Source organism: Pedobacter cryoconitis, from assembly GCF_014200605.1.
Classification (GTDB): domain Bacteria; phylum Bacteroidota; class Bacteroidia; order Sphingobacteriales; family Sphingobacteriaceae; genus Pedobacter; species Pedobacter cryoconitis_B.
In genome coordinates this window covers 84,741-102,242 of sequence record NZ_JACHCE010000006.1, presented here as the reverse complement: position 1 = coordinate 102,242, position 17,502 = coordinate 84,741, and the positions used below count along the sequence as shown (strand labels likewise).

Sequence of the window (17,502 nt, the reverse complement as noted above, 5' to 3'; positions counted from 1 at the left end):
GCTTATTAAATTTAGACGCTTTAATTTTGAAAATAAGGGGGTGAATACGGCAATTTCAGGGGGCAATTAAGCCAGTTTATCAGGATATATAATTATATTTAATCTGTAAGCATTGTTCCTATGTATTTAAATACTGAACCACCCTATTTCAAAAAGCCCATTAACGATAGCGCATTGATATTTGCACTGTCAATTATGTCTCTTTTCGGCTATTTCTTTTATCTGCTGCCAGGTTTTGTACTGGGGATTATTGCGGTAGTTTTAAATAATAAATCGAATGCGATTTACAAAGCCAATCCAAACTTATATACAAGCAGTTCTATTTCAATTTTAAGAGCAAGTAAAGTGATTGCAATTATTGGTCTTGTGCTGATGGGGTTAGTTGCTTTGTTTTTTATACTCTATATAGGACTTTACAGCATTTCTGATTTAAAAGATTAAAACCTGCCTCAAAAAATGATATGAATTCGCTAATTAAATATGTCTTTCTTTATATTTTCCTGTTTATTTCAGGAAATATTTATGCACAGCAGAAACAACAGCCTAATATTATCTTTGTATTAGCCGATGATATGGGATATTCTGATCTCAGTTGTTATGGTAATCCGGTTATAATGACCCCATTTTTAGATAAGATGGCTCAGAAAGGAATCAGGGCTACTAATTATGTAGTGACCAGTCCTTCCTGCACACCTTCCAGGGCATCATTATTAACTGGAAGATATGCTACCCGAATGGATTTGCCTGTTGTCATCGGGCCAGGATCATCGCAAGGATTACATGATCAGGAGGTCACCATTGCAGAAATGCTGAAAAAAGGGGGCTATAATACGGCAATGATAGGGAAGTGGCACCTTGGAGATCATGAAGTTTATAACCATCCAAATGCGCAGGGATTTGATTCTTATTATGGGATGTTATACAGTCATGATTATCACGCACCTTATGTGAAAACAGATACGACTTTAAAGATTTTCAGGAACCGTAAACCTGAAATTATCAGACCTGCTGATTCATCTCTTACTGAGTTGTATAAAAATGAGGCAGTAAGCTATATTAAGAAACAGCAGAAGAATAAGCCATTTTTCTTATATCTGGCGCACAATATGCCGCATTTACCAGTTGCATTTGCCTCTTCGAAAAAGAACCGGGGACGTTCTGAAGGCGGGCCGCTTGGAGATGTGGTAGAACAATTGGATGCGAGTCTGGCAGAAGTATGGGCCGCTGTAGAGCAGCAGGGTTTAGCGGAACAGACTATATTTATTTTTTCCAGTGATAACGGACCGTGGATAGATTTTCCAGACCGGATGTCTGCTGATGGGGCTACAAAACGCTGGCATGCCGGTACAGCAGGGATCTTTCGCGGAAGTAAAGGTGAAAGTTATGAAGGTGGGGTGCGTGAGCCTTTTATCGTCTACTGGAAAAATCATACTCCTGAAGGGGCAGTTGTTACTGATATGATCAGTAATCTGGATGTGCTGCCTACATTGGCTAAATGGGCTGGTACGCCATTGCCTGAAGGCAGAACACTTGATGGAGAGGCTATTGCTGATGTGCTGCTGCAAAAAGGCATTAAACATCCTCCACACCGGGAGATTTATATAGTTAACAGCGGTATTTGTGAGGCTGTACGAAAAGACAACTGGAAATACAGAGAAGTTAAAGGCGGTCAGTCAACCAATGGTATTTCGGATAAAATTACCGCAGGTAAATTTGAATTATTTAATCTGGCTTATGATCCGGGTGAAAAGGTGAATGTAATTGAAGAGAATCCGAAAATAGCAGAGCAAATGAAATTGCTTTTTGATCGATATCCTGGTCAAACAGAGAATTAACGGAATAGTCAACCTATCTTCTTGTAATCGTATAAAGGTAGGTTGGCACCTTTACCTTAACGCGCTTTATGCTCATTTGTAACATGTTTACGCATGTTTTCTTCAGCTTGTTTTACTTCGTCTTTCTCAGCAAGCGGCTCATCTGTTTTTGGCTTTTCTGGTTTTGAACCTCCAGCCTTTGTCATTGCTTTATGCGTATCAATTTCTGATGGTTTTTTTCTTTTCTTTTCCATGATGATTTATATATAATTCTTAGTTACAGGGACATCAATTAAGAGATAAGGCTATCGGTAGTCTTTTTTTCTACCAAATGATCTTTAGCTAATCCTTCAGTTTTTGTTTTTCCCCAATCCCAATCTTCTCTGAAATCTTCATCTGCATGGAAATAATATCCGCGTTTGCGATAAGAGAATCCTTTAACAGGATCAAATTTGTCTTTGTCTTTAATTTTTACTTTCATAACAGCCTATATTGATTTGCCGCTATAACAAGCGTTCGTATAAATGGTTTGTCATAATTTTATCCATACAATTTATCCTCTGAGATTTTGAAGTTCCTTTCTTTATCTGATTCTCCTGGAAATAACATTTTAACATAAAAGATAGGATTTTGGTTATCTGTTATGGCTGTAAAATGTAATTATATTATTACATAAAATATTAAATTACAAATAGTGGTTGTTTTCAGTGAAAATAATTTTTGTGGCTATATTAATAAATATATCTTTATGAATATCGTTGTTTAATCATTTGTTGCTATTATAGATAATGTGTGCGTTTGTGGGGTATTAAACTTCTGTTATTTAATCCTGAAATTTCTAAGTTTTTAAAAATAAATTTATGACTGAAAAAAAGTTTCCCCTGCATCCCGCTCAGCAAGATATTTATATTGATCAGCTCATGCATCATTATAGTCCGGATTACAATCTGGGTTTTTATCTGATTTTGACAGGTCATTTAGACAAAGCCTGGTTTTCTTCTGCACTGGAGAATGCATTAGCTGCACATGATGTGTTCCGGCTCAGGTTTGATTTTGATTATCCGGAACCTATTGCCCTGGCATCAGATCAGGACTACAAAGATGTTTTAACAGAAAAAGATTTTAGTACCCGGCCAAATCCCGAAGAAAATGCGCGGGTATGGATGCAGGAACTGCTGGACAAACCTATGCGGCTGAAACCTGATGTTCTGGCTCATGAACATTATTTGTTAAAAATCGATGAAGGCAGCTATTGGTATTTTTCGAGATTTCATCATTTGGTCATGGATGGTTTTGGTCTTTCAAACTGGCTGAATAGTTTAGGTGAGTATTTCAGAGCGGATAAGAAGGCGATAAATACTAAAAACCATTCTTATCTCAGCCTGATGAAAACCACAGCTGACTATTATCAGTCATCAGCTTATGCGGCAACAAAGAAATACTGGGAGCAGAAAATTCAGGGTGCTTTTCCGGTTCTGCTGAATAAAAAATATAAACCAGTAGAACAGCAGAGCAGTGGTATACATCTGCTTACCCTGAATCCGGCGCAGGACGCCATCATCAAAACTTTAAATACCAGTAGTACTGCAGGAATCCAGAAACTGATGCTTGCAGCACTGACTATATATTTTGCAAGGACAACAGGTCAGCATCAGCCTGTTTTAGGGGTTTCACTGCATAAAAGAGGCACAAGGGAGGAAAGAAAATGTGTAGGCATGTTTTCTGGATTATTACCTTTTTGTGGTCATTATATTCCTGAGCAGACACTATCTGAACTGATGGCCCGGTTATCAAATACATGGAGAGAAGATTACCCGCATTATCATTATCTGCCAAGTGAGCTGAAAACATTAACTGGTAATTCGGGTGAGGAAACGCCCCTTTTCGATGTGATTGTAAACTATGGAAGACTTGATTTTACACCAGATTTTGGTACAGATACTCAGGCTGATTTCTGTTTGATCAGAAATAACCATAAAAGGGTACCACTGGAAATATTCTGGCAGGAATTTGGAGAAGGCCATCCGGCACAGATTGAATTTATTTATAACCATGCTTATTTCAATCCGGAAGAGATCGCCTGGTTTGCGAAAAGGTTTATCTCCATTCTGGAGCAATTCCCTGGTGCCTTAGATCTTCCGGTTTCCGGTATTCAGCTCCTGCCAGACGAGGAATTACAACTGCTTAAAAATTTTAGTAATGAACAGGAGAAATATGCTTCCGCAGATACTATAGTATCTTTGTTTAAGGAGCAGGCAGTAATTCGTCCGGATGCAGTAGCTTTACAATCAGAGGCCCTTTCATATACTTTTGCAGAGCTGGATCAGGAGTCTGACCGCCTGGCTTATCATTTGCAGGAAAGAGGTGTAAAACCGGGGGTACCGGTTCCGGTAGGAATAGACCGTTCACCGGCGTTGATTATTTCCATACTAGCCCTGTTGAAGTGTGGTGCAGCTTATGTGCCGATAGATCCGGAGTACCCCCTGGAAAGGGTTAAAATACTAATTGCTGACCTGGATAGTCCGATAGCAATTACAACAGCAAATTATGTTTCGTTGTTTGATGTTCCGGAATTAATTTTAATGGATAAACTCAGGTTGTCTCATGCCCTGATACAGGAGGTCAGCATTGCAGCTGATTCAGCAGCCTATATTATGTATACTTCCGGTTCTACAGGTACGCCAAAAGGAGTAATTGTATCACACCAGAATGTGGTCAGTCTGGTTAAAGCGAAAAGTTATTTTCCTTTTAATCCTGGGGACCGGGTACTGGCAGCAGGTTCTCCGGCTTTTGATGCGACAACTTTTGAATACTGGTCTGCCTTATTGAATGGAGGTCAGTTGATTCTGGCCAATAAAGCCAGGCTGATGGACAGCACAGAGCTGAAAAAGATCATCAGCAATTATGGCGTGAATAAAATGTTTTTTACTACCGGCTGGTTTAACTTATTAGCGGATACGGATCTTGCCGTCTTTGAAAATCTTTCGGCTGTGATTGTTGGGGGGGAAAGATTTTCTATGCAGCGTGCAGCCAGGGTTTTAGCAGATTATCCGGATTTGAAGCTATATAACGGGTATGGGCCTACAGAGAATACCACATTTTCTTTAAGCTATCAGCTTAAACAGGATGATCAGTTTGCTGAAATTCCGATAGGCCGGCCTTTAAACTACCGGAGTGCTTATATTATGGATGAGAACCTGGAGCTGTTGCCTATAGGTGTGACCGGCGAATTATATCTTGGAGGTGCAGGTCTGGCCAGTGGCTATTTCCACCAGCCAGAACTTACAGCGAAAGCTTTTATCCCTCATGTTTTTGTTAAAGATAGTGGAGAACGTTTATACCGGACAGGGGATCTTGCCAGCTGGCTTCCTGATGGTAATATCGCTTTTGCAGGACGTAAGGATGATCAGGTTAAAATCAGGGGGTTTAGGGTGGAACCCGCAGAAACAGAAGCTGTATTACTCAGATCAGAACTGATTAAACAGGCAGTAGTGCTTACCAGAGCAGACGCTACAGGTGTGCTGCAAATGATCGCCTATGTAGTTCCTGAATCTGATTTTGAACAGGAAGCCCTGCTGGGCTGGCTGGAAACACAATTGCCTGTCTATATGATCCCTTCACATGTGGTGGTACTTGATCAGATTCCGCTAACAGCTAATGGTAAAACAGATAAAAAGGCATTGCCAGCTCCTGAGCAAACCAAAGATAAACAGGTAGAGATGCCACGTAATCCAACTGAACAACGTTTGTCAGAAATCTGGATGGAGCTATTGCAAAGACCTTTAATTGGTATTCATGATGACTTTTTTAAACTGGGCGGACATTCATTGATGGTTATGCGGGTAAGTGCTTTTATCAGGAATGAGTGGGGCCTGGAGGTAGCTCCAACTGTATTATTCCATTGTAAAACTATCGCCAGACTTGCAGTACATATCAATGGACTGCAGGGGAAGGAAGTGAAGGTACTTGAAATGATCAGTCCGGATGCCGCTGCTGCTGGAAATCTTCCTGTTTCTTTCGGGCAGGAGCGCCTTTGGTTTATCGACCGTGTTTATGGTTCTGTACAATATCATATTCCGCTGATTTTTAAGATCAGGGGAGTATTTGATCTGGATGCTTTGCTCAGTTCTTTCAATCACATTGTAAACAGGCATGAGGTTTTAAGAACGGTGATCAGGCAGGAAAATGGATTGCCATACCAGTATATCCTGGAAAAAAATACCTGGAAAGCGGAAGTCTTAAATGAGCATGCAGCAGCAAGTGATCCTGAAAAATTGCAGGAGCTGGTGGACAGCTTGCTGAGTAAGCCTTTTATGCTTTCAGAGGAACATCTTTTACGTGTGCATATTATTCGGATCAGCGAAACAGAACAGCTGTTAGTGACAAATATTCATCACATTGCTGCGGATGGCTGGTCGCTGTCGATTTTTTATCAGGAGCTTATGGCTGCTTATCATGCTTATGCGGGAGATCAGGAACCTGAATTACCAGTATTAAATATACAATATGGGGATTATGCCCGCTGGCAGCGCAAGCATGAAACTGCTTTGAAGCCCCAGCTGGATTACTGGCAGCAAAAGTTGTCGGGAACGACAGCATTAAACCTGCCTTTGGATTTTAACCGCCCTGCGGTACAGAGTGTAAATGGTAACGCTATTAATTTTAAGGTTAGTGAGCTCTTAACAGCACAGCTGAAACAGCTTTCTGCGCAGCAGGACGTGACTTTATACATGACTTTGCTGTCCGCATTTAAAGTCCTGATGCATCGTTATTGTGCCCAGGATGATATTTGTGTGGGCACTGCTGTTTCAGGAAGGGTACAACAGGATCTGGAGGGTTTGATTGGGTTCTTTGTAAATACGCTGGCTTTAAGAACAGATTTGAGTGCTGACCCTGATTTTCTGGAGGTATTACAAAGGGTTAAAGCAACAACGCTCGAAGCGTATGACCACCAGGAGGCGCCATTTGAAAAAGTAGTTAAACTCGTAACCGGAGACCGTGACACTAGCCGCAGCCCTTTATTTCAAGTGGCATTTATATTGCAGAATACCCCGGAGATGCCTGAGATGAAGCTAGGTTCAGCCCGGCTGGAAAGTATTTCGCCAAATTACCGGACAAGTCAGTTTGATCTTCATTTTTCTTTCACTGAAACCCCTGGTGGTCTGATTGCAGAAGTATCTTATTGTACTGACCTGTTTATGGAGTCTGCGATCCGCAGGTTAACAGGTCATTTTGAAAATCTTTTACAAGCAATTGTTCTTGAGCCCGGGGCAAAGATTGCAGCAATAAATCTGATGTCTGCTGAAGAAATACAGGAAATCAGGCATTTTAGTAATGAGCAGGAGCGGTACACTGGCCAGGAAACTATTGTTTCTCTGTTTAAGGATCAGGCAGCCCTTTACCCTGAACATATCGCACTGCAAACAGCTGTCACTTCATTGACTTTCAGACAGCTGGATGAGCAGTCAGGACGTCTTGCCGCTTATCTTATAGAGAAAGGTGTAAAACCCGGAATGCCTGTGCCAGTTTGTATAGACCGTTCTCCGGAACTGATCATTTCTATTCTTGCTTTACTCAAAGCAGGGTGCGCTTATGTACCGGTAGATCCGGATTATCCTTTAGAGCGGATCAGGTTTCTGCTGGCTGATCTGAATAGTCCGGTAGCAGTAGTAACGCGTAATTATGCGGCACTGTTTGATCTTGCTGAATTGGTGCTGATAGATGAAATCATCCTGCCACAAGCAGCAGCTAAAGTTAGTTTGAGTGCTGATTCTCCGGCTTATATTATGTATACTTCTGGTTCTACAGGTAAACCGAAAGGAGTACTGGTTTCTCACCGGAATGTAGTCAGTCTGGTCAAAGCAAAGAGTTTTTTCCCTTTTGAACCAGGCGACCGGATACTGGCAGCCGGATCTCCTGCTTTTGATGCTGCTACTTTTGAATACTGGTCCGCTTTATTGAATGGTGCCCGGCTTATTCTGGCCGAAAAATCAGTGCTGATGGACAGTACACAGCTAAAAAAGATTATTCGTCAGCAACAGGTGAACAAGATGTTTTTCACTACAGGCTGGTTTAATTTATTGGCAGATACAGATATTACTGTGTTTGAAACTTTGTCTGCGGTGATTGTTGGAGGGGAACGTTTCTCTCCTGCGCGTGCAAAAATGGTCAGGACACGTTATCCGCATTTACAATTATTTAATGGGTATGGACCTACAGAAAATACGACCTTTTCTTTAAGTTATCAGCTTAATGAACCTGGGGCTGCAGAGGTACCTGTAGGCAAACCGCTGAGTTTCCGCAGTGCTTATATTCTGGATAAAAATCAATCCCCTGTATCCATAGGGATAACCGGAGAATTATATGTTGGTGGTGCAGGCCTGGCTGATGGATATTTTCATCAGCCGGAATTGACTGCTCAGTTTTTTATTCCTCATCCTTTTTTAAAGGATACCAATGAACGTTTATACCGGACGGGAGATCTTGCACGCTGGCTCCCTGATGGGAATATTACATTTGAAGGCCGGAAGGATGATCAGGTGAAAATCAGAGGTTTCCGTGTCGAACCCGGAGAAACAGAAGCTGCTTTATTGCAGTCTTCATGGATTAAACAGGCAGTTGTATTGACCAGAACGGATGCAACAGGTGTTTTACAGTTATTGGCTTATGTTGTTGCTGAGCCTGATTTTGAACAGGAAACAGTCTATACCTGGCTGGAGACACAATTGCCTGCCTATATGATTCCGGCACATATCCTGGTGCTGGATGAGATCCCGCTTACAGCAAATGGTAAAGTTGATAAACAGGCATTACCTGCCCCTGAACAAACTAAAGACAGACCATTGGAAATGCCACGTAACCAAACTGAACAAAGGTTGTCAGAAATCTGGATGGAACTGTTGCAGATATCTTTGGTTAGTATCCATGATGACTTTTTCAGATTGGGCGGGCATTCACTGATGGTTATGCGCGTAAGTGCTTTTATTAGAAATGAATGGGGCCTGGAGGTAGCACCTACTGTGTTATTCAGTTGTAAAACTATCGCCAGACTGGCAGCACATATCAATGGACTGCAGGGAAATGAAGTGCAATTGCTGGAAGTCATTAGCCCGGATGCTTCGGCTGAAGGGCATCTTCCTGTGTCTTTCGGACAGGAACGCCTTTGGTTTATCGACCGTCTTCATGGTTCTATACAGTATCATATCATTGTGACTTTCAAGATCAACGGTGTATTTGATCTGAATGCTTTAATCAGTGCTTTCAATCATATCGTAAACAGGCATGAGGTTTTAAGAACGGTAATCAGGCAGGAAGACGGATTGCCATACCAGCATATCCTGGAGAAAGATACCTGGAAAGCTGAGGTTTTAAATGATCATCCTGCAGCTTCGGACCCCGAAAAACTACACGGATTGATTGATGAGCTGGTGACCCGGCCTTTTATCCTTTCCGAAGAACATATGTTGCGTGCACATATTATCCGCATGAATTCAACAACACATATACTGGTTGCCAATATTCATCATATTGCCGCAGACGGTTGGTCTATGTCTATCCTGGCTAAAGAACTTGAAGAAAGTTATCATGCTTATGCAGCCGGTAAAATACCAGTATTGCCTGTATTACCGGTTCAATATGGTGACTATGCCCGCTGGCAGCGTAATAGAGAAGCCTCATTAGCAACAAAACTGGATTACTGGCAGAGAAAACTGGCTGGAACAGCTTTGTTGAATTTACCAGTAGATTTTGCACGTTCGGCCATGCAAAGCGTACGTGGCGAAACGATGAAGCTGAAGCTTAGCAAAACGCTGACAGCACAGCTGAAACAGTTTTCGGTACAACAGGATGTAACTTTATATATGACACTTCTTGCTGCATTTAAAGTTTTATTAAATCGTTATTGTTCGCAGGATGATATCTGTGTGGGCGGTGCCATTTCGGGAAGGATGCAGCAGGAGCTGGAAGGATTGATCGGATTTTTTGTCAATACATTGGCATTACGTACAGATTTAAGTGGTGATCCGGATTTTTCTGAGGTTTTACAAAGGGTTAAAGCAACCACGCTCGAAGCGTATGATCATCAGGAAGCACCTTTTGAGAAAGTGGTTAAACTGGTGATGGGGGAGCGGGATACGAGCCGTAATCCTTTATTTCAGGTCGTATTTGTTTTACAGAATGCACCTGAGATGCCAGCTATGAAAATGGGTGATGCAGTGATGGAAAGAACGGCCGGTCATTACCGGACCAGTCAGTTTGATCTCCATTTTTCTGTGTTTGAAACTGCGGATGGATTATATGCTGATGTGGCTTATTGCAGTGACCTTTTCAGGGCGTCTACTATCCGCAGGTTAACGGAACATTTTGAAGCATTACTGCATGCAATTGTCCTGAATCCAGCGGTTAAAATAGCTGATATTCCAATGCTGGGAGCGGAAGAAAGCAGGCAGCTGTTACAGGATTTTAGTGGAGCTGAAGCAGATTATCCTGTGGAAGAAACGATTGTGAGCTTATTTCAAAAACAAGTTCTTCGTACACCAGACCGCATTGCTTTAACTTTTGAAACACAGGGACTGAGTTATCTGCAGCTTGAAAAACGTTCTGATGCACTGGCAGTAAGACTTCGCAGAGAAGGGGTTACTCAGGGCAGCCTGGTACCAATTTGTACAGGTCATGCTCTGGAGATGATGATTGGTATTATGGGGGTTTTAAAAGCTGGCGGTGTTTATGTTCCGGTAGACCCGGAATATCCGCAGGACAGAATCCGCTTCATGCTGGAAGATACTAAAGCTACTTTAATTCTGGTTCTGGAACATACCGTTCCGGTGCTGGAAAGTCTGACCACTGCCAGACTGATTTGTTTATCTGATCAATTGGAGGATGTGGAAAGTACTGAACTGCTGCCGGCAGTTGAGCCAGAACATCCTGCCTATATTATATATACCTCTGGTTCTACCGGAAGACCTAAAGGAGTGATTATTCCTCACCGGAATGTGGTTCGTCTTTTTATGACTTCTGTGCCTTTATATGATTTTAATGAACAGGATGTCTGGACAATGTTCCACTCGTATTGTTTCGATTTCTCAGTTTGGGAAATGTACGGGGCTTTATTTTATGGTGGCAGAATAGTGATTGTGCCACGCGCTATAGCAAAAGATACCATCGCTTTTGCTTCTCTGCTCAGCACTGAAAAAGTGACTGTACTTAATCAGACCCCTTCTGCATTTTATGTGTTGCAGGAATATGTATCCGGCAGTCCGCAGCCACTTTCGCTCCGTTATGTGATTTTTGGCGGGGAAGCTTTACATCCTTCACGTTTAAAAGGATGGCACCAGTGGTATCCTGAATGTAAGCTGATCAATATGTATGGCATTACAGAAACCACTGTGCATGTAACTTACCAGGAGATTGGTGAGCAGGAAATGAACAGCGGAGGTAGTAAAATTGGAAAGCCGATCCCTACATTATATGCTTATATCCTTGATGCCAGACTTCAGCCTGTGCCAATTGGTGTTCCGGGTGAGCTTTTTGTTGCAGGTGCTGGTGTGGCCAGCGGATATCTGAACAGGGAAGAATTAACCCGGGAGCGTTTCATCCCTCATCCTTTTAGCGCTGATCCGGAAGAAAAAATCTATAGAACAGGAGATCTGGGCAGATGGATGGAAGATGGCAGTATTGAATATCTTGGCCGGATTGATACGCAGGTTAAAATACGGGGTTACAGGATTGAACCCGGAGAGATAGAACATGCCCTGAACAGATTGTCTCAGGTGGCAGAAAACTGTGTTGTGCTTAAAGCCGATGCTGCACACGATAAAAAGCTTGTTTGTTATTATGTGCCAGATCATGAGATTGTTAAAGAACTGGAGCAGAGCTTGTATGAGGATCAGGTGAATAACTGGAAAATACTCTATGAAGATACTTATGGAAATTCTGCATCCGATACCGGCGATGAGGAATTTAATATTGCAGGCTGGAATGATTCTTTCACCGGAGGGGCGATTCCGGCAGCAGATATGGAAGCCTGGCTGAATGATATTGCCGGGGTAATTTTATCTCAGCAACCAGAAAATGTTCTGGAGATTGGTTGTGGTACAGGGATGATTTATTATCAGCTGGCACCTCATATCAAAAGTTATGCGGGGGTAGACCTTTCAGAAGTTTCTATCGCACAAATCAGGCATCACGTGAGCCAGCATGCAGCACAGTTTCCGGTTACCCATTTACGCGCTTGCGGAGCGCATGAAGTGAAAGCCGGTGAAATGGAAAAAACGGATACGGTAATTATGAATTCCGTGATTCAGTATTTCCCCGGAGAGGATTATCTGACCAGAATTATAGCAGCGAATATTAGTCGTCTGGAGGGCAGCGGACGTATTATTTTAGGCGATGTCAGGGATTACCGATTGCTATATGCCTTCAAATCGCGTCTTTCTCTGGCAAAAATACAGGAACGCGCAGATGTAGCTGAGTTCCAATGGCTGGTTGATCAGGAAATGATGAAAGAAGAGGAGCTTTGTTTTACTCCTGATTATTTTTATCAGCTTGGGCTTCAATTTCCGGAAATCAGCCATGTAGAGATCAGGTGGAAGGGAGGAGATTATGTGAACGAACTCAGTCTTTACCGTTTTACAGTTATTTTGCATATAGGCTTGAAAAAAGAGGTGAGAGAGGTTCCATGGTTAGCATGGGATGGGATAAAAGCGAAGACTGAACAGTTATTTGAAGATTTGCCGGCAGAAATTGCGATCAGCGGAATCCCAAATCCCCGTTTATGGAAGGAGCGTCAGTTGCTTCATGCTTTAAACAATCATAGCGCAATAAACGTAAGAGATTTTATCCGTGCGACGGAACAGCCCGGTGCAGAGAACGAAAAAGTTATGCTCTTATTGAATACAGCGGTAGAAAAAGGTTACCAGATTAGAATGATGCCTGCAAATGATCCTTTGCAGATGGAACTGCTTTTGGAACTGGAGCCTAAAGGGGATTTGATCGCTCCTTTATACCAGGCAAACCCTGAACTTCCTTTTACCAATATACCTTTGTTCCCGGATATTACTGCGATTTTGCAGAAACAGATCAGGCAGGAATTATCGGCTGCTATTCCAGATTATATGGTACCTGCAGACCTGATTGCCTTACAGCGTATGCCTGTGACCGGTAACGGGAAAACAGACCGGGGTTTTCTTTCCCGTCTGGAAGATCAGCAATGGAAACATCATGCAGAATATCAGGCCCCGGCAACTGAAAGAGAAGAACTGCTGGCTGATATCTGGATGGAAATACTGGGCCTGGACCGTGTAGGGGTGAAAGATAATTTCTTTGAACTTGGAGGTGATTCTATCCGGGTAGTTAAAGTAGCTGCAAGAATCCGGAAACTGACCGGCATGGAGGTGAGTGTGGCTGATATTTACCGTTCCCGGACGATTCTGGAACTTGCAGAATTGCTGGCTTCCTATAGCGGAAACGGCGGGGAAATGGTTGCCGTTGAACAGGAACTTCAGCAACTGGAAGCCTGGTTTATGCCATTATTATCTGGCAGGGAACCATTGGATGCTATTTATCCAATGAGTGATATTCAATGTGGTATGATTTACGCTTCGCTGCGTGATCCTGAATCGGCGGTTTATCACGATCAGTTTCTTTATCCTGTAGCCCGTTATATGAATGTTGCGCTATTTGAACAGGCGCTGAGCATGGTGGTTGCTAAACATGAAATTTTAAGAACTACGTTTCAGCCTGATCTGCATGAACAGGGATTGCAAACAGTACGCAGAAATATGCCGGTAAAAGTAATCCTGCTGGATAGGACCAGCAGCAATGCAGAAGAACTGCGGTCTTATCTAAGAGCCTATCTGGAGAAAGAACGTGAAAAACCTTTTGACCTGGAGAATGGGCCTTTATGGCGTGCGACTCTTGTAAACTGGCAGGAAGGAACTGTATTTGTCCTGCAATTTCATCATGCTATCCTGGATGGCTGGAGTGTAGCGGCTTTTAATACGGAACTTTTTAACCTGTATCTGCAACTCGAAAAGGGAAACGCAATTCCTTCAATGCAACGCCTTAAAGGAAGTTACCGTGATTTTGTAGTGCAGAATATGGTAGGCCGTAAAGCCAGTCTGAACCATGATTTCTGGAAAATGGAAATGGAAGACCATCAGCGGCTGGATTTGTTTACCGCAACCGAAAATCATAATGATTTAGTAGCTGGTTATAGCAAAGAGATGCTGAACAGTTTGAAAAACCTGGCTAAAGAACAGCGGCTTTCTCTGAAAGGGATATTTCTGGGGGCCACACTTTACACGATTGGAATGTTGAGTTATCACCGCAGGCTGACCATTGGGCTGGTGACAAATAACCGGCCGGTGGTAGAGGATGGGGACCAGCTATTGGGCTGTTTCCTGAATACCGTTCCTTTTGTATTTGATATGCCTGATGGGACAGATACCTGGTTAAGTTATTTCAGAAAGGTAGAAGATAAGCTGCAATTGCTGAAATCATATGATTTGACTTCACTTTCAGAAATTGCAAGGATCAACGGCGCATCTGCTCCGCAGGAAAACCCATTTTTTGACATCATCTTCAATTTTATCAATTTCCATATCTATGATGAACTGGAAGAGGACCTGATGGATGTATCTATTGATCAGCGCTGGCTTGCTAATGTAAGTTATGGGCTTTCGAATACCTTTCTGGACTGTTCTGTGAGTCTTACAGGCGATACGATGGCTGTTGTATTCTCTCAGGGCCGGACACTGCAAAGTGATAAAACACTAAAAGATCTGCAGCATTATTTTGATCAGGTGCTGGACTGTTTCCTGCACCGGTTAACTGACAGGATCAGCAAGCAGTCTTTCCTTTCGGACAGGGAACAGCGATTGCTCTTGCGTGAATATAATGATACGGATGCCGCATTGCCTTCTGATGCTACATTGATTTCTTGTTTTGAGGAGGCTGTTTTACTTTATCCCGAAAACATAGCTTTGATTGCAGAAGGGAAAAATTATACTTACAAAGAATTAAAAACATGGGCAGACCAGCTGGCGACTTGTTTAATAGCAGCAGGGGTTTCACCCGGGATGTTCGTTTTATTGCTGGCAGACAGGCTGGCAGATACGGTAGCCGGAATGCTGGCGATTATGAAAGCCGGGGCAGCTTATGTACCTGTAGAGCCAGATATGTCTGTAGCGAGAATCAATGGAATACTGGAAGATACTGGTGCGGGTTTTATGGTAGGTCATGCGCAACCTGATTCTCTGCTTCTGGCGGATAAAACCTGCTGGATCAGTACAGCAATGACCGATACACCGATAGCCTCTTCATTTCCTGTTCCTTCACCTTCTTCAAATGCTTATGTGATTTATACTTCGGGGTCTACGGGAATGCCCAAAGGCGTACCTGTAAAACACCGCTCTGTGTTGAACCTGATCTGGTATTATGCCCCTGAAATTGGTTTTACTACAGAAGAACGCGTATTGCAGTTCTACAGTTTCAGCTTTGATGCCTCTGTACAGCTTGTGTTTTTACCTCTGATTCATGGGGCAACACTGGTTATACCAGAAAAAGAAGCTTTACAGGACCCTGATAAGTTCAGATTGCTATTGCAGGAAAAAAGTATCAGCCATCTGGATCTTACTCCTGGTTTCCTTCAAAGCCTTGGACAGTCTTCTTTGGCTGAGAGCGTGAAGCGAATTGTAGTTGGCGGTGAAGAATGTCCACCGGAGCTGGCTGCTTTCTGGGGAAAACGGCTTGATTTTAACAATGAGTATGGACCTACAGAAAGTACTGTGGTAGCTACCCGTTACCGGTATGCTGCAGGAGAACAGGGCAGGCGTTTGCCTATTGGAAAGCCAATTCCTAACCTCAGGATTTATATTCTTGATGAAGACCTGCAGTTATTGCCAGCCGGTGTTGCGGGAGAAATATGTATCAGTGGTGAAGGTTTGTCTCCGGGATATTTGAATCGCCCGGAGCAGAACCTGGAACGCTTTATCCCGGACCAGTTTAACTGGGACCCTGCAGCAAAGATGTACCGGACCGGGGATATCGGCAGATGGCGTTCTGATGGTCAGCTTGAATATCTGGGAAGAGCAGATGATCAGGTTAAAATAAGGGGTTATCGTGTAGAGCCTGCTGAGGTAGAGGCGGTTTTGTTATTGCAGGATGATCTGAAGCAGGCTGCTGTAGTAGTACATACCGATGAGCTCGGAGATAAAAGATTACTGGCTTACCTGGTACCGGCAGCCAGTACGGCAGTGGAGGCCATAGAGGCTGCGCTGCGGGAGCGCCTGCCTGCTTATATGGTACCTTCTCATCTGTTTTTGATGGATGAACTGCCTTTAACCCTGTCTGGTAAGATCGATCGCCGTTCGCTGATCAGCCTGGGATTACCTTTGCCGGGCATAGCTGAACCTGTTGCACCAGCTAATGAAATAGAAAGGATGCTGCTTGGGATATGGCAGCAGCTGCTTGGCATCAAACAGATCAGTACTGCTGATGATTTTTTTGTACTTGGAGGTCACTCGCTCAGCACACTGCGTTTGCTGGGCAGAATCCGCCAGGCAGGGTATGATATTCAATTGCAGGAAATTCTGAGCCACAGTACAATTATCAGACTGGCCCTTTTGCTTGAAGACCGTAAGGTTGATGAACAGGTGCTTTCTTTGAGAAAATCTGTCAATGCACACGTATTGTTATTAAATCATAGCGGGAAGCAGCAGCAGGTCTTTTTACTTCCTGGATCGAATGGTACCAGTGAAGGTTATGATGAACTGGCCAATGCACTTTCAGATTGGGCAAAGTTATACGGAATACAGATGATGGGCGCGCTGGAAAACGAAAAGCCACTGCATAGCATGGAGGAAATCGCTGCATTACAAGTTTCCTGGATAAGGGAAATACAACCCAAAGGTCCTTATCATTTAATTGGTCACTCTTTTGGAGGACATGTTTTATATGAAATGATAAGACAGCTGGAGCAGTCTGGTGAGGATGTCGGGATTGCCGTTATTCTGGATGCAGCGACGAATCTGAAAGGGGAGGGTGATCAGGAAATTTTTGAAGCGGCCCAGGTAATGGAGTTTGTACAGACAGCCATCAGGAAATATAATATGCAGGGATTGATGAGCCCTTCATTTTCTGATGAATTGCAAATGGAAGTTGAAACCCTGATGCAACAAAATATCATCCCTTGTATGACGGATCTGCTGAGAAATAAAGTAGTGACGCAAAGAGAAGATACGGATTTGATTTTCAGGATTATGGATTTGCATATTACCAATATGCTAATGCCTTATCGTGTTTTGGGGAAAGTAAAGGTGCCATTGACTATTGTGAAGGCAACTGTGAATCCATTGCTGCATAGTAATGATGCATTGGGGTGGCAAGAGCATTCCCGCCAGGTAAAAGTGATGACAACACCGGGAGATCACTTTAGCATGCTTCGTGAACCATTTGTCAAAGCGCTTGCGCTTACACTAAAAGGAGTGTTCGTGTCAGCAGAAGAGACATTGATTGATGAATCATAATGATACTGACTGATGAATCATAATGAATTAAAACGCCACTGCATTTTTGTAGTGGCGTTTTAATTTTTATTTCCTATTTTCGGGCTCCACTAATGGATTAAAGTTATGATGAATAAAGGCTGCCTTCCTCCTCCAGCACCTTAAATTTACTCAGATAAGTTTCG

Annotated in this window: 5 protein-coding genes; 3 read left to right on the top strand and 2 right to left on the bottom strand. The window is 42.9% G+C overall.

The window, feature by feature from the left end; all coding sequences use genetic code 11:
• The first annotated feature begins 120 nt into the window (after positions 1-120).
• Entirely contained in the window at positions 121-441 is a 321-nt protein-coding gene (locus tag HDE68_RS18015) for a hypothetical protein (RefSeq protein ID WP_183883622.1), read from the top strand.
• Positions 442-461: 20 nt separating this feature from the next.
• Positions 462-1,835: a sulfatase gene (locus HDE68_RS18010; protein ID WP_183883621.1), complete on the top strand. Its 1,374-nt coding sequence runs from the start codon at positions 462-464 to the stop codon at positions 1,833-1,835.
• Positions 1,836-1,891: 56 nt separating this feature from the next.
• On the opposite strand, the gene HDE68_RS18005 is transcribed toward HDE68_RS18010, so the two are convergent.
• Both HDE68_RS18005 and HDE68_RS18000 read right to left on the bottom strand, forming a co-directional pair.
• Positions 1,892-2,068: a hypothetical protein gene (locus HDE68_RS18005; RefSeq protein ID WP_183883620.1), complete on the bottom strand. Its 177-nt coding sequence runs from the start codon at positions 2,066-2,068 to the stop codon at positions 1,892-1,894.
• Positions 2,069-2,106: 38 nt separating this feature from the next.
• Positions 2,107-2,295: a hypothetical protein gene (locus HDE68_RS18000; RefSeq protein WP_183883619.1), complete on the bottom strand. Its 189-nt coding sequence runs from the start codon at positions 2,293-2,295 to the stop codon at positions 2,107-2,109.
• Positions 2,296-2,674: 379 nt separating this feature from the next.
• Here HDE68_RS18000 and HDE68_RS17995 point away from each other — a divergent pair, with 379 nt between their 5' ends.
• Entirely contained in the window at positions 2,675-17,338 is a 14,664-nt protein-coding gene (locus HDE68_RS17995; RefSeq protein ID WP_183883618.1) for a non-ribosomal peptide synthetase, read from the top strand.
• Positions 17,339-17,502 lie beyond the last annotated feature (164 nt).

What these genes read in the sequence shown, in the direction of transcription:
- HDE68_RS18005 (WP_183883620.1), bottom strand. Translation starts at nt 2,068, where the DNA reads ATGGAAAAGAAAAGAAAAAAACCATCAGAAATTGATACGCATAAAGCA.
- HDE68_RS18015 (WP_183883622.1), top strand. Translation starts at nt 121, where the DNA reads ATGTATTTAAATACTGAACCACCCTATTTCAAAAAGCCCATTAACGAT.
- HDE68_RS17995 (WP_183883618.1), top strand. Translation starts at nt 2,675, where the DNA reads ATGACTGAAAAAAAGTTTCCCCTGCATCCCGCTCAGCAAGATATTTAT.
- HDE68_RS18010 (WP_183883621.1), top strand. Translation starts at nt 462, where the DNA reads ATGAATTCGCTAATTAAATATGTCTTTCTTTATATTTTCCTGTTTATT.
- HDE68_RS18000 (WP_183883619.1), bottom strand. Translation starts at nt 2,295, where the DNA reads ATGAAAGTAAAAATTAAAGACAAAGACAAATTTGATCCTGTTAAAGGA.